General features: G+C 63.4%; 19 protein-coding genes. 17 read left to right on the top strand and 2 right to left on the bottom strand.

The genetic code is table 11. From position 1 onward, the window contains the following. Positions 1-20 precede the first annotated feature (20 nt). The gene (locus tag C0Z18_RS14030; RefSeq protein WP_102646019.1) at positions 21-743 is read right to left on the bottom strand and encodes an SAM-dependent methyltransferase; all 723 of its coding nucleotides are present in this window, start codon (positions 741-743) and stop codon (positions 21-23) included. Continuing rightward, on the bottom strand, positions 740-1,360 hold the full coding sequence (locus C0Z18_RS14025; protein ID WP_102646018.1) for a Maf-like protein: 621 nt from the start codon (positions 1,358-1,360) through the stop codon (positions 740-742). The genes C0Z18_RS14030 and C0Z18_RS14025 overlap by 4 nt, the downstream gene beginning before the upstream one ends. A 236-nt stretch (positions 1,361-1,596) precedes the next feature. On the opposite strand from C0Z18_RS14025, the gene C0Z18_RS14020 reads away from it, so the two are divergent. The 17 genes from C0Z18_RS14020 to rnc all read left to right on the top strand — a co-directional run bounded on the left by C0Z18_RS14020 (position 1,597) and on the right by rnc (position 17,590). Next, positions 1,597-2,277, top strand: coding sequence for a DUF177 domain-containing protein (locus tag C0Z18_RS14020; protein WP_102646017.1), 681 nt, complete (start codon positions 1,597-1,599; stop codon positions 2,275-2,277). A 100-nt stretch (positions 2,278-2,377) separates the two neighbouring features. Further along, positions 2,378-2,557 carry a 50S ribosomal protein L32 gene (gene rpmF / locus C0Z18_RS14015; RefSeq protein ID WP_010105341.1) on the top strand — a complete coding sequence of 60 codons (180 nt, stop codon included), beginning with the start codon at positions 2,378-2,380 and terminating at the stop codon, positions 2,555-2,557. Between the two features lie 425 nt (positions 2,558-2,982). Beyond that, the gene (plsX, locus tag C0Z18_RS14010; RefSeq protein WP_102646016.1) at positions 2,983-4,086 is read left to right on the top strand and encodes a phosphate acyltransferase PlsX; all 1,104 of its coding nucleotides are present in this window, start codon (positions 2,983-2,985) and stop codon (positions 4,084-4,086) included. Then, positions 4,087-5,076 (top strand): beta-ketoacyl-ACP synthase III, encoded by a 990-nt coding sequence (locus C0Z18_RS14005; RefSeq protein WP_102646015.1) that lies wholly within the window; start codon positions 4,087-4,089, stop codon positions 5,074-5,076. It abuts the gene before it with no gap. Positions 5,077-5,166: 90 nt separating this feature from the next. Beyond that, positions 5,167-6,105 (top strand): ACP S-malonyltransferase, encoded by a 939-nt coding sequence (gene fabD / locus C0Z18_RS14000; RefSeq protein ID WP_102646090.1) that lies wholly within the window; start codon positions 5,167-5,169, stop codon positions 6,103-6,105. A gap of 77 nt (positions 6,106-6,182) precedes the next feature. Next, positions 6,183-6,932, top strand: a complete 750-nt coding sequence (gene fabG / locus C0Z18_RS13995; RefSeq protein ID WP_102646014.1) for a 3-oxoacyl-ACP reductase FabG — start codon at positions 6,183-6,185, stop codon at positions 6,930-6,932. 147 nt (positions 6,933-7,079) lie between these two features. Next, positions 7,080-7,319: an acyl carrier protein gene (acpP, locus tag C0Z18_RS13990; protein ID WP_004197638.1), complete on the top strand. Its 240-nt coding sequence runs from the start codon at positions 7,080-7,082 to the stop codon at positions 7,317-7,319. 158 nt (positions 7,320-7,477) lie between these two features. Further along, entirely contained in the window at positions 7,478-8,716 is a 1,239-nt protein-coding gene (fabF, locus tag C0Z18_RS13985; RefSeq protein ID WP_102646013.1) for a beta-ketoacyl-ACP synthase II, read from the top strand. A gap of 13 nt (positions 8,717-8,729) precedes the next feature. Then, positions 8,730-9,182: a hypothetical protein gene (locus tag C0Z18_RS13980; RefSeq protein ID WP_102646012.1), complete on the top strand. Its 453-nt coding sequence runs from the start codon at positions 8,730-8,732 to the stop codon at positions 9,180-9,182. A gap of 147 nt (positions 9,183-9,329) precedes the next feature. After that, entirely contained in the window at positions 9,330-9,929 is a 600-nt protein-coding gene (gene rpoE, locus C0Z18_RS13975; protein WP_102646011.1) for an RNA polymerase sigma factor RpoE, read from the top strand. Positions 9,930-10,007: 78 nt separating this feature from the next. After that, positions 10,008-10,616, top strand: coding sequence for a sigma-E factor negative regulatory protein (locus tag C0Z18_RS13970; RefSeq protein WP_102646010.1), 609 nt, complete (start codon positions 10,008-10,010; stop codon positions 10,614-10,616). Between the two features lie 4 nt (positions 10,617-10,620). Beyond that, on the top strand, positions 10,621-11,661 hold the full coding sequence (locus tag C0Z18_RS13965) for a MucB/RseB C-terminal domain-containing protein (protein ID WP_102646009.1): 1,041 nt from the start codon (positions 10,621-10,623) through the stop codon (positions 11,659-11,661). A gap of 20 nt (positions 11,662-11,681) precedes the next feature. Then, positions 11,682-13,196, top strand: coding sequence for a DegQ family serine endoprotease (locus C0Z18_RS13960; RefSeq protein ID WP_102646008.1), 1,515 nt, complete (start codon positions 11,682-11,684; stop codon positions 13,194-13,196). Continuing rightward, positions 13,193-13,453 (top strand): glutaredoxin family protein, encoded by a 261-nt coding sequence (locus C0Z18_RS13955; protein WP_102646007.1) that lies wholly within the window; start codon positions 13,193-13,195, stop codon positions 13,451-13,453. The genes C0Z18_RS13960 and C0Z18_RS13955 overlap by 4 nt, the downstream gene beginning before the upstream one ends. Before the next feature lie 165 nt (positions 13,454-13,618). After that, positions 13,619-15,412 (top strand): translation elongation factor 4, encoded by a 1,794-nt coding sequence (gene lepA / locus C0Z18_RS13950; protein ID WP_102646006.1) that lies wholly within the window; start codon positions 13,619-13,621, stop codon positions 15,410-15,412. A 15-nt stretch (positions 15,413-15,427) separates the two neighbouring features. Then, positions 15,428-16,321, top strand: coding sequence for a signal peptidase I (lepB, locus tag C0Z18_RS13945; RefSeq protein WP_102646005.1), 894 nt, complete (start codon positions 15,428-15,430; stop codon positions 16,319-16,321). Positions 16,322-16,456: 135 nt separating this feature from the next. Then, positions 16,457-17,590: a ribonuclease III gene (gene rnc / locus C0Z18_RS13940; protein ID WP_102646004.1), complete on the top strand. Its 1,134-nt coding sequence runs from the start codon at positions 16,457-16,459 to the stop codon at positions 17,588-17,590. Positions 17,591-17,667: the final 77 nt, after the last annotated feature.

Here is a 17,667-nt window from a genome sequence, read left to right as displayed (position 1 = left end):
GGCGCGCCGCCGCCTCGCCTTTAATTCGCAAGCATGAGAAAGATGGCCGGCCGTTTGTGCATATCGAACGCGCCGGCCTGCTTTTTCCAATCGCTCGCGGTCCTCGTCGCAATTCGTTCGGATTCGAGCGTCAGGTCGACGGCCACGGTGATCCACGTCGAAGGCGCGCAACTCGCGACGAGTGCATCGAGTAGAGCGCGATTGCGATAGGGCGTTTCGATGAAAATCTGCGTTTCGCGCCCCTTGCGCGAGCGTTGCTCGAGTTCGCGCAGCGTTTTCGCCCGTTCGCCGGGATCGACGGGCAAATAGCCGTGAAACGCGAAGCGTTGACCGTCGAGCCCCGATGCCATGAGGGCAAGCAGAATCGAGCTCGGGCCCACGAGCGGCACGACCTTGACGCCGCGCTCGTGCGCGCGCCGTACCAGCAAGGCGCCGGGATCGGCCACGGCGGGGCAACCCGCTTCCGAGACGAGCCCGCCGTCGGCGCCCGCCAGAATCGGCGCGAGCAGCCGCTCGACTTCCGCGGCCGGCGTGTTCACGTTCAATTCGCGAATCTCGATTTCTTGGATCGGGCGATCGACGCCGACGCGCTTCAGAAACGCACGCGTGCTTTTGGCGTTCTCGCCGACGAAGTAGCCGAGCGAGGCCGCGCGGGCTAGCACGCTGGCGGGCAACACGGTGGCCAGCGCCGCCGCGTCGCCTTCGCCGAGCGCATTGGGGATCAAATAGAGTACGCCGCTCATCGCGCACCTGCGAACAAGGGGTAGCCGGCCTCGCGCAGCATCTGGGTGAGGGCGATCAACGGCAGGCCGACGAGCGCGGTGGGATCGCTCGATTCGATCGAATCGAGCAGCGCGATGCCGAGACCCTCGGATTTGGCGCTGCCGGCCACGTCGTAGGGCGTTTCGGCATGCAGGTAGGCCTCGAGCTCGGCATCGGGCAAGTCGCGAAAGCGCACCCGAGTCACGACGTCTTCGGTGCGGGCCGTATCGCGAGCGCTGTCGAACAGGCACAGTGCGCTATGAAATTGCACGACGCGATTGCGCATCATGCGCAGTTGTTCGAGCGCTTTTTCATGCGTGCCCGGCTTGCCGATTTGCAGGCCGTCGAACGTGGCGACTTGATCGGAGCCGATGACGAGCACGGGCCCGGAATCCGTCTCGCGCGCCGCCACGGCGCGTGCCTTGGCTTGCGCGAGCCGCAGCGCGGTTTGCGAGGGCGTCTCTCCGGCAAGCGGCGTTTCGTCGAGTGCCGGGACGCATACGTCGAAGGCAATGCGCAGGCGCTCGAGCAGGGCGCGTCGGTAAGGCGAACTGGAAGCGAGAATCAGCCGGGGCGGCCGGACGCTGGAATCGTGCATGGTTCGTTGAGCGGAACGCGTTCGGGGCAAGCCGCCGGCGCGACGCGGCGGCAGCTTGGGTTGGTCTTTAAGTGATTGACTGCAAAAGGTAAATCAAATATACTCTTCGGCTTTTCACGGTGTCCGATCGGTGTCTATCGGATATCCAGCGGGCGCCGTGGGGCACGAAGTCAAGCAGATAGCAGTTTGCAAGCGAGTACCGATGGGTCGGTGCCGCGCGGAGCGAGGAGCGAACCATGTCCCAACATTCCGGTAAGGCTGGCGGGCTCATCGATCCGCACGCGTTCGACGTCTTCGAATTTGCGCGCAGCGGTCGTCAGGCTGCCGGCGCCGTGCGTGTCTCGCAGTTGCCGCGCATGTTAAACGAAGTCCCGGCGGACGCGCCAGATCGCGACACGCTGTTCACGTGGCAGGCCGAGGGCGCGACCCAGCCCGAGTTGCAAGACGACGGCACCGAGGCGGCGCAGCCGTATTTGCGCCTCGCGCTGCATGGCGCGGCGTGGCTCGAATGCCAGCGGTGCCTCGCGCCGTACGAGCAGTCGTTCGACATCGAGGCGGCGTATCGGCTCGTGGCCAGCGAGGAAGAGGCCGAGGAGTTTCCGCTCGACGAAGACGAGCTCGAAGTGATCGTGGGTTCCCGCCAATTCGATCTCGTCGCGCTGATCGAGGAAGAGCTGTTGCTGTCGCTGCCGCTCGTGCCGAAACACGACGTTTGCCCGCAGGTGCACGAGAGCCTCGTCTCGGGTGCGGCCGGTGAGCACGCGAGCGATCTGAGCGAAGACGAAAGCGAAAGCGATAGCGAGGATCCGACGTCCGAGGTTGCGGGCGAAGGCGACGCGGGCAAGCCCAATCCTTTTGCCGCACTCGAAGCGCTCAAGCGCGGCGGTGGCGAGGATGAGGGCGGCAAGAAGCATTGAACCGTTGCACGAGTAGCACGATGGGGCGCGCCGGCCGTTCGGCCAGTGGCGTTACGCCGATCGGGCTGTGTTAGAATCCCAAAAATTTTTAGGAGTTACCATGGCAGTCCAGCAAAACAAGAAGTCGCCGTCGAAGCGCGGCATGCACCGCTCGCACGATTTCCTGACGACGACCCCCCTCGCCGTCGAGCCGAGCACGGGTGAAGTGCATATGCGTCACCACATCAGCCCGAACGGCTACTATCGCGGCAAGAAAGTCGTTAAGACGAAGAACGACTAATCGCGTCGGCGCGCGGCGTTCGCCTAATTGGCGGCCCTTTTGCGCGGCGAGTGACTCGCGTGAAACGCTCCGGTTCGAACAAAAGGCGGCATTCAACTGCCGTTTTTTTGTGTCGATCGCAGCCGGCGCTTCAGCGCTCGTTGCGGTCTCGTCCTTTGCGGTCAGCCGGAGTTGACGATTCGGCTGTTGGGCCGAGGCGGCGCTATTGCGCCTACTTGGACTCCAATGAGAGCCGTCGCTGCGGCCCCATGCTTCGCAGTCGATCAGCGTTAGCGCTTCAGCGAACGGATAGCGCCCGTGCTTCGGCACTCGCTTCCTCTTCAAGCGGAGCACTTACTCTGGTCTCATGCTTCGCGGCCGGCCGCGGCCAAGGTGTCTGCGCGCGCCGCGGTCCCATGCATAGCGCCTGAAATTCGTCGCAGTCCATGACTATAAAGCTCACGATAGATTGCATGGGCGGCGACCACGGCCCGTCCGTGACCGTTCCCGCTGCCGTCAGCTTCGTTCGCGCACACGCCGATGCGCAGTTGATGCTCGTCGGCCTCGAAGCGCCGATTCGTGCTCAACTGAAGAAATGCAAGGCGCTCGATAATCCGGCGCTAACGGTCGTGCCGGCGTCGGAAGTCGTCGCCATGGACGATCCCGTCGAAGTCGCGTTGCGCAAGAAAAAAGATTCGTCGATGCGCGTGGCGCTCAATCTCGTCAAGGACGAGGTGGCGCAGGCTTGCATTTCCGCAGGCAATACGGGCGCATTGATGGCGGTTTCGCGCTACGTGCTCAAGACGCTCGCCGGTATCGAGCGTCCCGCCATCGCCTCGGCGCTGCCGAATTCGCACGGCTACACGATGATGCTCGACCTCGGCGCGAACGTCGATTGCGAGCCGCAGCACTTGCTGCAGTTCGCGGAGATGGGGCACGCACTCGTGTCGGCGCTCGAAGGTAAGGAGCGTCCCACGATCGGCTTGCTGAACATCGGCGAAGAGGTCATCAAGGGCAACGACACGATCAAGCGCGCGGGCGAATTGCTGCGCGCGAGCACCCTGAACTTTCGCGGCAACGTCGAAGGCAACGACATCTATAAGGGCACGGCCGATGTCATCGTCTGCGACGGTTTCGTCGGCAACGTCGCGCTCAAAACGTCGGAAGGATTGGCGCAGATGCTCTCCGAGATCATCCGCGAGGAGTTCGGGCGTTCGCTGCTGACGAAGCTGATGGCGTTCTTGGCGTTGCCGGTGCTGATGCGGTTCAAGAAGCGCGTCGATCATCGGCAATACAACGGTGCCGCGCTGCTCGGTCTGCGCGGGCTCGTGATCAAGAGCCATGGGTCCGCCGATGCCTATGCGTTTGAGTGGGCTATCAAACGCGGGTATGATGCGGTCAAAAATGGCGTCCTCGAACGCCTGGCGCGAGCGATGGAAGAAAACGCATATCCGCTCGCGCAAGCAGCGCGCGACGGCGCAGGCGCCGGTCACGCAAATCTCGCCGGCCGTCCGGCCGAGCCTGACGCCGCGGTATCTTCGAAAGCATAAATGGCTCAATCGAATCTCTACTCCCGCGTGCTGGGCACGGGCAGTTATCTGCCGCCCAACCGCGTCACGAATCAAGACCTCGCGGATCGCCTTGCCAAGCAGGGGATCGAGACGAGTGACGAATGGATCGTCGCTCGCACGGGCATCCACGCGCGTCACTTCGCCGATCCCGACGTGACGACGAGCGATCTCGCGCTCATCGCCGCTCAGCGAGCGATCGAATCGGCCGATATCGACCCGCAGACGATCGACCTCATCGTCGTTGCCACGTCCACGCCCGACTTCGTGTTTCCGAGCGTGGCCTGCCTGCTGCAAGACAAATTGCAGATCAAGAACGGCGGCGCCGCTTTCGATATTCAGGCGGTCTGCTCGGGCTTCGCCTATGCGGTCGCGACGGTCGATGCGTTGATCCGCAGCGGGCAGCATCGCACGGCGCTCATCGTCGGCGCGGAAACCTTCTCGCGTATCCTCGATTTCAACGATCGCACGACTTGCGTGCTGTTCGGCGACGGCGCCGGCGCGGTGATTCTGCAAGCGTCGGATGAACCGGGCGTCGTGGCGAGCGCGCTTCACGCCGACGGCAGCTACACGAACATTCTCTGCACGCCGGGGCACGTCAACGGCGGCATCGTTGCCGGCAGCGCCTTCCTTCATATGGATGGACAGGCTGTTTTCAAACTGGCCGTCAACGTGCTCGAGAAAGTCGCACTCGAAGCGCTCGAGAAGGCCAATATGTCGCCCGACCAGGTCGATTGGCTAATTCCGCACCAAGCCAATATCCGTATCATGTCGCACACGTGCCGCAAGCTCGGCTTGCCGCAAGAGCGCATGATCGTGACGGTCGGCGAGCACGGCAATACGTCGGCGGCATCGATTCCGCTCGCGCTCGATTTCGCGGTTCGCGACGGTCGCATCAAGCGCGGCCAGAACGTGCTCATCGAAGGCGTCGGCGGCGGTTTCACCTGGGGTGCATCCGTCATCCGTTATTGATCGGCAGCGCATAACCGTTCGGCCGGCCGAGTGCCGGCCGGTCATCGCGCGCGCGTGCAGTACGCATCAAGCTTCACATTTGGGGGCGATATGAAATTTGCGTTCGTTTTTCCTGGGCAGGGCTCGCAATCGGTCGGCATGCTTAACGCGTTCGCCGATCGCGCGGTCGTGCGCGAAACGCTCCAGGAAGCGTCCGACGCGCTGGGCCAGGACCTGGGCAAGCTGATTGCCGAAGGTCCCGCCGAAGAATTGAATCTCACGACGAACACGCAGCCCGTCATGCTGACGGCCGCTTACGCGATCTACCGCGCGTTTCGCGAAGCGGGCGGTGCCGAGCCCGCGATCGTCGCGGGCCACAGCCTGGGCGAATACACGGCGCTCGTCGCCGCCGGCGCGTTGGCCTTTCGCGACGCGGTGCCGCTCGTGCGCTTTCGCGCGCAAGCGATGCAAACGGCCGTGCCCGTCGGCGTCGGCGGCATGGCTGCGATCCTCGGTTTGGACGACGATACCGTGCGCGCGGTGTGCGGCGAAGCAGCGCGCGAAAGCGGCGCGGTCGTCGAAGCGGTCAACTTCAACGCGCCCGCCCAAGTGGTGATCGCGGGCCACAAGGCGGCCGTCGAGAAGGCATGCGAGATCGCCAAGGCCAAGGGCGCCAAGCGCGCGCTGCCGTTGCCGGTGTCCGCGCCGTTTCATTCGTCGCTGCTCAAGAGCGCCTCGGATCAACTGCGCGAGTATCTTGCGAGCGTCGAAATCAAGGTGCCGCACATTCCGGTCGTCAACAATGTCGATGTCGCCATCGTGTCCGAGCCCGCCGCGATCAAGGATGCGCTCGTGCGGCAAGCGGCCGGCGCGGTGCGTTGGGTCGAATGCGTGCAAGCCATGGCCAAGGACGGCGTGACCCACGTGGTCGAATGCGGGCCGGGTAAAGTGCTCGCCGGCTTGACCAAACGAATCGACGGTAATCTCGCGGGCGCGGCGATCACCGATCCGGCTTCGCTCGACGAAGCGCTGAAGCTACTCGGCGCATGAAGCGCAAGCGGGCCGCTGGAAATCTGGCAGCGGTACGCGTATGGAATGCATTGCCCGTTTAACGGATCACGCGAATCATGGAAAAAGCTCTCGATAAACAAGTGGCACTCGTGACTGGCGCGTCCCGCGGCATCGGCCGCGCGATCGCGCTCGTGCTGGCACGGCAAGGCGCGACCGTCATCGGCACCGCGACGAGCGAGGCAGGCGCGGCCGGCATCACCGAATCGCTCGCGGCCGAGGGCCTGGCGGGACGCGGTATCGTCCTCGAAGTCAACGACGCCGCCGCGGTCGACGCAACGATCGATTCCCTCGTGAAGGAATTCGGCGCGCTGAACGTGCTCGTCAACAATGCGGGCATTACGCGCGACCAACTCGCGATGCGCATGAAGGACGACGAGTGGGACGCCGTCATCGATACGAACTTGAAGGCTGTGTTCCGTTTGTCGCGTGCCGTGTTGCGCCCGATGATGAAGGCGCGCGGCGGCCGCATCATCAATATCACCTCGGTGGTCGGTTCTACTGGCAATCCGGGGCAGATGAACTACGCGGCGGCGAAGGCCGGTGTGGCCGGCATGACGCGTGCGCTCGCGCGCGAAATCGGCAGCCGCGGCATTACGGTGAACTGTGTCGCACCGGGTTTTATCGATACCGATATGACGAAGGTGCTGCCAGAAGAGCAGCAGGCCGCGCTCAAGACGCAGATTCCGCTCGGCCGGCTGGGCAGTCCGGAGGATATCGGCCATGCCGTCGCCTTCCTTGCTTCGCCGCAAGCCGGTTATATCACCGGCACGACGCTGCATGTGAACGGCGGCATGTTCATGTCGTAACGAATTTCGTTTAACATCCGCGCCGACGCTGAAAGCGTATCGCTTTCTACGGGGCGTGGGGCTATGCCTAGCGCGCGCTTTTTTGACCTGGCAAACCTGATAAAATGCGCGCACTTGGATTTTTGAACTTTTTCCCTCGGAGGGGTAATGGACAACATCGAACAGCGCGTCAAGAAGATCGTCGCGGAACAACTGGGCGTCGCCGAAGCTGAAATCAAGAACGAAGCTTCGTTCGTGAACGACCTCGGTGCCGACTCGCTCGACACGGTCGAACTCGTGATGGCGCTGGAAGACGAGTTCGGCATGGAAATTCCGGACGAGGAAGCCGAGAAGATCACGACGGTCCAACAAGCGATCGACTACGCGCGCGCAAACGTCAAGGCCTAAGGTCGGACACGCCTCGCGCTGTACGCTGGCTGCGGGTTGACGCGTTCTGACGTCGGATTCCGATGCTAGTGCCGAATTTATAGCCACAGGGCTCACAGGGGCGGTTTCCTGTGGCCGCTGTGGCTTTTGCTTTTGTCATTTATGGAAAAGGGGTTACCGTGAGCCGTCGCCGTGTTGTTGTAACAGGCCTGGGTCTGGTATCGCCTGTCGGCAATAGTGTTGCCGACGGCTGGGCCAATCTGGTCGCCGGCAAGTCCGGCATCGCGACCATCACGAAGTTCGATGCAACGAACTTCTCGACGCGCTTCGCCGGTGAAGTGAAGAACTTCAACGTCGAAGACTACATGTCCGCCAAGGAAGCCCGCCATATGGATACCTTTATCCATTACGGCATGGCGGCCGGCATGCAGGCGATGAAAGACAGCGGACTCGAAATCACCGAGGCCAATGCCGAGCGCGCCGGTGTCGTCGTGGGCTCGGGTATCGGCGGTCTGCCGATGATCGAAGTGACGCAGACGGAACTGCTCAATCGCGGTCCGCGCCGGATTTCGCCGTTCTTCGTGCCCGCATCGATCATCAACATGATTTCGGGTCACCTGTCGATGCAATTCGGCATGAAGGGCCCGAACCTCGCGATCGTGACGGCCTGTACCACGGGCTTGCACTGCATCGGCGAAGCGGCGCGTCTGATCGAGTACGGCGACGCGGACGTGATGCTCGCCGGCGGTGCGGAGGCGACGGTGTCGCCCCTCGGGATCGGCGGTTTTGCCGCTGCGCGTGCGTTGTCGCAGCGCAATGACGATCCGGCTACGGCCAGCCGTCCGTGGGACGCCGATCGTGACGGCTTCGTGCTCGGCGAGGGCGCGGGCGTCATGGTGCTCGAAGAGTACGAGCATGCGAAGGCGCGCGGCGCGAAGATTTACGCCGAAGTCGGCGGTTATGGGATGAGCGCCGATGCTTACCACATGACCGCGCCGCTCGAAGACGGCGACGGTGCCCGCCGTTGCATGAGCGCGGCGTTGCGCAATGCGGGCGTCAATGCGGACGAGGTCCACTACGTCAACGCGCACGGCACGTCGACGCCGCTGGGCGACCTGGCCGAAACGACGGGTATCAAGCGCGCGCTCGGCGACCACGCGAAGAAGGTCGTCGTCAATTCCACGAAGTCGATGACCGGCCACTTGCTGGGCGGCTCGGGCGGGTTGGAATCGGTGTTCACGGTGTTGGCGATCCATCACCAAGTGTCGCCTCCGACGATCAACATCTTCAACCAAGACCCGCAATGCGATCTCGACTACTGCGCGAACGAAGCGCGGGAGATGAAGATCGACGTGGCGCTGAAGAATTCGTTCGGCTTCGGCGGCACGAACGGCACGCTCGTGTTCAAGCGGGTTTGAGCGCAGCGCTGCGTTGACTGACTTCGATCCGGAAGTCGACTCGGGAGCGCCGCGGCGGCTTAGGCTGCGGCGCTCGCGCACGGTGCGCCTCGCGGCGCTCGGGTTCGGGTGCGTGTGCGCGGCTGCCGTCCATGGCACCGCGTCCGCGCATCTGGGCGCGATCGATGCGCTTTGGCTCGCCGGCGCCGTCGTGGCCGCGCTGTGCGCCTCGTTCGCGCGTTACGAACGCCGTCAGCCGGTACTGCTTGAGTTGACGCCCGAGGGCATCGCCGGATTCGGCCGCGGCGGGCAGCGCCTCTTTCAAGGGCGTATCGTCGGTTTTTCGCAATGGGCCGAGCGGCTGCTCGTCTTCGCTGTAGCGGGCCCCGAAGCGCGTCGTAGCGACGCGTTCGTCGTAGCGGCCGATGCCGTCGATGCGGCGGCGTTCCGGGCGTTGGCCGTACGCGGGCGCCATGCCGCCTATTGAGGCGAGGCGCCGGCGCGAAGTTCACTCGGCGGCCGGTCCCGATCTGTAACGCCGGTAACAGCCGTTACACACTGAGCATGGAGCGGAGATAGGGACGCTACAATAGCCGTCCGCGACGCATCCCTCCAAGTAAACGGACCCCAACAGGTGAGCGAAAAAGAAATCGACCAGGTTCTGGTCGAGCGCGTGCAGCAGGGCGATAAGGCCGCGTTCGAACTCCTGGTCTCGAAATACCATCGCAAGATCATCCGGCTGATCTCGCGGCTCGTGCGCGACCCCGCCGAGGTGGAGGACGTCGCGCAAGACGCATTCATCAAGGCTTACCGGGCATTGCCCCAGTTCCGCGGCGAGTCGGCGTTCTACACCTGGCTGTATCGCATCGCCGTGAACACGGCCAAGAACTATCTCGCCACGCAGAGCCGGCGCGCGCCCACTTCGACGGAAGCAAACGCCGAAGAGGCGGAAACTTTCTCGGACGCAGATCAACTAAGGGATATCAACACGCCTGAGTCGTTGTTGATGAGCAAGCAGATCGCGCAGACGGTCAATGCCGCGATGGCGCTGTTGCCGGAAGAACTCCGGGTGGCCATCACCCTTCGTGAAATCGAGGGCTTGAGCTACGAAGAGATCGCCGAGATGATGGACTGTCCCATCGGCACGGTTCGATCGCGTATTTTTCGCGCTCGCGAGGCGATTGCGGCAAAATTGCGTCCGCTACTGGGCACGCCGGAAGGCAAACGCTGGTAGTGCCTCGCGGGCGGCGGATAGCAGCTATAACTGGGTACGGTCGGATTACTACGGGGTGTGTGTAAGATGGGGAGCGTCATGGGGTCGGTCTCGATGCAGTCGCAAGGAAGCTCGCGAGGCGAGCATTTGTCGGCATTCGTCGACGGGGAAGGGCTCGATGCCCCGTCATTCGATGAATTGTTGGCCGAGTTCGATCACGTCGATCGCACTACTTGGTCCGCTTATCATTTGATCGGCGACGCCTTGCGCTCCGACGATCTGGCCGTTCATCCGGCCAAGAGCGATACGTTTCTCGCCGGTTTTGCCGCGCGGCTCGAAGCCGAGCCGCACATCCTCGTTCCCCATGCGGGCGCCTCGCGCCGCGGCGCGTCCGCCGTACTCCGGCGGCGGGTCGCGCCGGTGCTGGCCGTGGCCGCGGCGGCGGCGATGCTGAGCTGGGCCGTCATTCCCCAGTGGCACGGCTTCGGCACGCAAGCCACGGTGCAAACGGCCGCGACGAACGCGAACGGCGACGGCATGCAATCGGTCGCGATGACGAACGTGCCGGGCGCTCCGGAGGGCAACATCATCCGCGACGCGCAGTTGGATCAATATTTGGAAGCGCATCAACAATTCGCTCAGCAGCCGATGGCGGTGGGCTCGATGCCGCTCATTCGCGCGGCAGTTCAGACGTCGCAAGGCCATTAAGCCGATGCCGACATTGCGCTCGATGCGCGCCGCTGCCCCGCGGCAGTGGGCGGCGTGGCTGCTTTTCGCGGCGGCCATGTTTTCACTGTCACCGCAACCCGTTCGCGCCGAGACCGAAGCGTCGGAGCGCCAGCAGGCGGGGCTTTTGCTCGACCGCATCCAGGCCGCTGCGCGGCATGAAAACTACGAAGGCGTGTTCGTCTTTCAGCACGGCAACTTCGTTCAATCCTCGCGGATCGCCCATTATTCGACGCACACCGACGGTGAGTTCGAGTCGGTCGAAAGCCTCGACGGTCAGCCGCGCAAGCTTTTGCGTCACGACGACGATCTCTACACTTTCGTGCCCGACCGGCATATCTGCGTCGTTGAAAAGCGCCTGAACAAGGATTCGTTCCCCGCGTTGATCAGCGAAAGCGGGGCGCAGGTCCTTTCCGTCTACGACCCGAAACTGCTCGGCGCCGATCGTGTCGCGGGGCTCGACGCTCAGGTGATCGAACTCGATCCGAAGGATGCCTTCCGCTTCGCGTACAAGCTTTGGGCCGATGCGAAGTCGGGATTGCTGCTCCGTGTGCAGACGCTAGACACTTCGGGGCAGGTGCTGGCGCAAGTCGCGTTCACGCAAGTGCGCGTGGGCGTACCGGCGCAAAAAGCCGGCATCGCCGCGGGGATGCGCGCCTCGAGCGGTTGGACGCTCGTGCGCCCGCCCGTTTCGCCGGTCGATATGCAAGCGCAAGGCTGGCGGATGGCTCCCGATGTCCCGGGTTTCCACCAAATCCGTGAGTTGCGGCGGCTGATGGCCGCCCGCGATCCCAACGCAGCGCCAATCCCGGTCGATCAAGCGGTGTTCTCCGACGGACTTTCGACGATCTCCGTCTTCGTCGAGCCGGCCGAGGGTAATTCCCGCAAAGAGGGCGCGGGCAGCACGGGCGCAACGCATGTGCTCGTCACACGTTATCGCGATTATTGGATAACCGTGCTCGGCGAAGTGCCGCAAGCAACACTGCAGCGGTTCGCGTCTGCCATAGAATACAAAGCTACCAAGTAACGCTTCGGCTTCCCTTTGTTATGACGAATCTTTCGGTGCGCAACTTCCTCGCGGCCGCGGCGGCTATGGCTTGCCTCTCGTTTGCGCCGTATGCGCACTCGGCTGTGCCGGCCGCGAACCTGCCCGATTTCACCGACCTCGTCGACAAGGTTGGGCCGGCCGTGGTCAATATCCGCACCACGACGACGCTTGCGCCGAGTTCGAGCGGCCAGCGCTCCGCGCCTCCCGGTATGGGCGACGGGGACATGTCGGAGTTCTTCCGGCGCTTTTTCGGCATTCCGTTGCCGCAGACCCCGCGCGGCGGCGATCAAGGCGACCGCGGCGACCGCGGTGACCGCGGCGGCAGTCCGGACCAATCGGACAACAATGACGAGGAGAAGAGCGCGGGCGTCGGCTCGGGCTTCATCGTCTCCGCCGACGGCTACGTGATGACCAACGCCCACGTGGTGGACGATGCCGACAACATCTACGTGACGTTGACCGACAAGCGCGAATTCAAGGCCAAGCTGATCGGGGTGGACGACCGCACCGACATCGCCGTGGTGAAAATCGACGCGACGAATCTGCCGACGGTGACCATCGGCGATTCGAACAAGGTGCGCGTGGGCGAATGGGTCGTGGCGATCGGCTCGCCGTTCGGTCTCGACAATACGGTGACGGCCGGCATCGTCAGCGCGAAGGGCCGCGAGACGGGCGACTATCTGCCGTTCATCCAAACGGACGCGGCTGTGAATCCGGGCAATTCGGGCGGCCCGCTCATCAACATGCAAGGCGAGGTGATCGGCATCAACTCGCAGATCTATAGCCGCACGGGCGGGTTCATGGGCATCGCGTTTGCGATTCCGATCGATGAAGCGATGCGCGTGGCGGATCAGCTCGAGACGACTGGCAAGGTCGTGCGCGGGCGCATTGCGGTGTCGATCGGCGAAGTCACGAAGGACGTGGCCGAGTCGCTCGGTTTGCCGCGCGCCCAAGGCGCTCTCGTGAGCAGCGTCGAAGCAGGCGGCCCGGCCGACAAGGCCGGACTGCAGCCCGGCGACATCATCTTGAAATTCAACGGTGCCGCGGTCGAGACGGATACGGATTTGCCGCGCATGGTCGGCGACACGAAGCCGGGCTCGCGTGCGACGGTCACGTACTGGCGCAAGGGGCAGTCGCACGACGTGCCCATCACGGTCGTCCAGACGCAGCCCGAAAAAACCGCCAAGGCCGATGCCCAGCAAAGCCCCGCGCCGAAACCGCGGCCGTCGAATTCGCTTGGCGTCACGGTGTCGGATTTGCCCGCCAGCCAATTGAAGTCGCTGAAGCTGCGCACGGGCGGCGTCCAGGTCGAGGCGGTCGATGGCCCGGCTGCTCGCGTCGGGCTGCAAAAGGGCGACATCATCTTGCGTGTCGGCGATACGGACATCTCGAGCGCGAAGCAGTTCGAGCAGCTCACGGCCCATCTCGACCCGCACAAGATGGTGGCGGTGCTCGTGCGCCGCGGCGAGAACACGCAGTTCGTGCCGATCAAGCCGCGCGCCCAAGGGAAATGACGGCGTTGCCCGGCCGGCATTTGACGCTGTACTCGCGCGCATGGTGTCACTTGTGCGAGCAGATGCGCGACGCGCTCGAGCCGCTCATGCGCGAATTCGGGGCCACGCTCGAGGTGATCGACGTCGATGCCGATCCCGCCCTTGTCGCCCTCTACGACGAACTCGTACCGGTGCTGGTCTGCGAGGGCGTGGAGCTCTGCCACTATCGGCTCGACGCGGAGCGCGTGCGGGCGGCGCTGGTACGGCCTCGCGCGTGATCTGCGCATGACGCCGGCATGAGCTCGAGCGCGCAGGCGAGCGGCCGCCGCCGCGAAATCCGCCGTGAGCAGGCCATTTCGGCTAAAATAGGTCGTTTTTTCACATACTTACAAGGCGTGCTCCGCAGTCGTCCGAGCGCGCCTTTTTCGCTTGATCGGCCCTGAATGGATCACATACGCAACTTTTCGATCATTGCTCACATCGACCATGGCAAGTCGACGCTTGCCGATCGCATCATCCAACTGTGCGGTGGCCTGTCCGACCGCGAAATGGAATCGCAGGTGCTCGACTCGATGGATCTCGAGCGCGAGCGCGGCATCACGATCAAGGCGCAAACGGCCGCGCTGCACTACCGGGCGCGTGACGGCCAGGTCTATAACCTGAACCTGATCGACACTCCGGGCCACGTCGACTTCTCCTACGAGGTGAGCCGTTCGCTGTCGGCTTGCGAAGGCGCGTTGCTCGTCGTCGATGCGAGCCAGGGCGTCGAAGCGCAGACGGTCGCGAACTGCTACACGGCGATCGAACTCGGCGTCGAAGTGGTGCCCGTGCTCAACAAGATCGATCTGCCTGCAGCCAATCCCGAAAACGCGATCGAAGAAATCGAAGACGTGATCGGGATCGACGCCACCGACGCCGTGCGCTGCAGCGCGAAGACGGGGCTCGGCGTCGAGGACGTGCTCGAATCGCTGATCGCGAAGGTGCCGCCGCCCAAGGGCGATCCGGAAGCGCCGCTGCAGGCGCTGATCATCGATTCGTGGTTCGACAATTACGTCGGCGTCGTCATGCTCGTGCGCATCGTGAACGGTACCCTGCGCCCGAAGGACAAGATCAAGCTGATGGCCACGGGCGCCCAGTATCCCGTCGAGCACATCGGCGTGTTCACGCCGAAGTCGAAGAATCTCGAAACGCTGTCGGCCGGGCAGGTGGGCTTCATCATCGCGGGCATCAAGGAGCTGACGGCGGCGAAGGTGGGCGACACGGTCACGCTGGCCACGCGGCCCGCGCAAGAGCCGCTGCCGGGCTTCAAGGAAGTGAAGCCGCAGGTGTTCGCCGGCTTGTATCCGGTCGAGGCGAACCAGTACGACGCGCTGCGCGAGTCGCTCGAAAAGCTCAAGCTGAACGACGCTTCGCTGCAATACGAGCCGGAAGTGTCGCAGGCGCTCGGCTTCGGTTTCCGTTGCGGCTTCCTCGGTCTGCTGCATATGGAGATCGTGCAGGAGCGGCTCGAGCGCGAATTCGACATGGACCTCATTACCACGGCCCCCACCGTGGTATACGAGGTGGTGCAGGGCGACGGCACGACGATCTTGGTCGAGAATCCGGCCAAGATGCCCGATCCTTCGAAAATCGAAGAGATTCGCGAGCCGATCGTCACCGTGAATCTGTATATGCCGCAGGATTACGTGGGCTCGGTCATCACGCTGTGCACGCAAAAGCGCGGCAACCAGATCAACATGCAGTACCACGGCCGCCAGGTGCAGCTCACGTACGAGATCCCGATGGCGGAAATCGTCCTCGACTTCTTCGACCGACTGAAGTCCGTTTCGCGCGGTTATGCGTCGATGGATTACGAGTTCAAGGAATACCGCGCGTCCGACGTCGTCAAGGTCGACATGCTCATCAACGGCGACAAGGTGGATGCGCTCTCGGTCATCGTGCACCGCTCGCAGTCCCAATACCGTGGACGCGAAGTCGCGGCCAAGATGCGCGAAATCATTCCGCGTCAAATGTACGACGTCGCGATTCAAGCGGCGATCGGCGCGCACATCATCGCGCGCGAAAACATCAAGGCGCTGCGCAAGAACGTGTTGGCGAAGTGCTACGGGGGCGACATCACGCGTAAAAAGAAGCTGTTGGAAAAGCAAAAAGAAGGCAAGAAGCGAATGAAGCAAGTCGGGTCCGTCGAGATTCCGCAAGAAGCTTTCCTCGCGATCTTGCGCGTCGAAGACAAATAACAGGACCTCTCTTACATGGACTTTGCGCTGATTCTTTTTGTGCTCGTCATTTTGACGGGCATCGCGTGGATTGCCGATAAGTTGGTGTTTTTGCCGCGTCGCCGCCGTGCCGCGGAAGCCGCCATTGCCGAATTCGATCGCCAGCAGGCGCGTATCGGCGAGCGCTTCGCCGATGAAAACGCACCGCAAACGCGCGCGCGTCTGCGCGACGAAAAGCTGCGTCAACCTTGGTGGCTCGAGTACACGGCCAGCTTTTTTCCCGTCATTCTCGTCGTGTTCCTCGTGCGCTCGTTCGTGGTCGAACCGTTCAAGATCCCGTCGGGCTCGATGGTGCCCACGCTGCTCGTCGGCGATTTCATCCTCGTGAACAAGTTCGAGTACGGCTTGCGTCTGCCGATCGTCAACACGAAGATCACGCATGGCTCGCCGCTGCAGCGCGGCGATGTCGTCGTGTTCCGTTATCCGAAGGACGAATCGGTCGATTACATCAAGCGCGTGATCGGCCTGCCCGGCGATACGATCGCCTATGAGAACAAGCATCTGACGATCAACGGCAAGCCGGTAGCCGAAACTCCGTTGGCCGATTATTTCGACGAAGAGCGGATCGGCTATGCGAAGCAGTTCGAGGAAGATCTGCCCGGGCGTAAGCATGCGATCTTGAACAACCCCGCCGTGCCGCCGTTCGTGATCGGTGCCGAAGACTATCCGTATCGCGACAACTGTTCGTATAACAGCGAAGGCGTGGTGTGCAAGGTGCCGGCGGGACACTACTTCATGATGGGCGACAATCGCGACAACAGTGCGGACAGCCGCTACTGGGGCTTCGTGCCCGATCGCAACATCGTGGGTCGCGCGTTCTTCGTTTGGATGAACTTCAGTAACCTGAAGCGCATCGGCACGTTCAACTGAACGCGTCACTCGCCGCGCCGGTGTCGCGATCGCGCTGCCGGCGGGCCGCGTGTTCCTGGTCCACTCGGATTGCCACGTTTTTAGCGCCTCGCCCCGTCGGACCGTAGGGCGGGGCGCGCGCGTTATACTCTGCACATGCCGCTATCTCCGCTCGAAAGCCGGTTGCGCTACGAATTTCGCAATGCGGAATTGTTGCGCCAGGCGTTAACCCACCGCAGTCACAGTGCCTCGCACAATGAACGGCTCGAATTTTTGGGCGATTCCGTTCTAAATTGCGCGGTGGCCGCGCTTTTGTATCAGCGATTCGGCAAATTGGACGAAGGCGATCTGTCGCGCGTGCGCGCCAACCTCGTCAAACAGCAGTCGCTCTACGAAATTGCTCAGGCCCTTAATATCTCCGACGGCTTGCGGCTCGGCGAGGGCGAGCTGCGCAGCGGTGGCTTCCGACGTCCTTCGATTCTGGCCGACGCCTTCGAGGCCATCCTCGGCGCGATCTTCCTGGACGGCGGCTTCGATGCGGCGCAGACCGTCATCAAGCGGCTTTATATCCCGATCCTCGATCACATCGATCCGCGCACGCTCGGCAAGGATGCGAAGACGCTGCTGCAAGAATATCTGCAGGGTCACAAGATCGCGTTACCCACCTACACGGTCGTCGCGACGCACGGTGCGGCGCATAACCAGCAGTTCGAAGTGGAATGCTCGGTGCCCAAGCTCGATGTGAAGGTATCGGGTTCGGGCGCGAGCCGGCGCGCGGCCGAGCAGGCCGCGGCCAAAAAGGCGCTCGACGAAGTCATGGCGGTGCAGCCTGCGCTCGAAGTCAAGCCGAAGCGCTCGCGCGGTGCGAGAGCGAGCAAGCACGGCGAGCCCGAAGTGGTGCCCGGCGTCAAAGGCATCCAAGCGGCGCTCGATCTGAGGGCGCCCGAACGGCGCGCGGAGAAGGGCGCACGCGGCGAAGCCGCGAAGGCATCTGCCGCGGCCGAAGGCGGCGAACGCGCGGCGAGCGTGCCGCCGGCCATGATCCGCGCCGCGCATGTCGAGCACAAGGCGCCCGGACGTGGCCAGGAGCCAGGCTCGAAGGGCGAAGCCCCGGGCAAGCCCGAGGCGGCCATCGCGGCCAAGCAAGATGCGGCTTCCGCGCCGGCCAAGCCGGAGCCCGGCCCGCCGAGCGCTGCCGCTGCCGCCGCCGCGTCCGGCGGCGAAGCCGAACTCGTATCGGACATTGCGGGCGCGACGCGTCCGCGCGCGCCCGAACCCGGCCATTCATGACCTCATTCGCGTTCGCGGCGTGCATCGCACGCCGCGCCGTTACTTTCCGAATCACCTGCCTCGCATGATCGATACCC

The sequence above is a fragment of the Trinickia dabaoshanensis genome, assembly GCF_002879885.1.
GTDB classification, from domain to species: domain Bacteria; phylum Pseudomonadota; class Gammaproteobacteria; order Burkholderiales; family Burkholderiaceae; genus Trinickia; species Trinickia dabaoshanensis.
The sequence above is the reverse complement of the archived record's forward strand: the minus strand, read 5'-3'. Positions and strand labels throughout refer to the sequence as shown.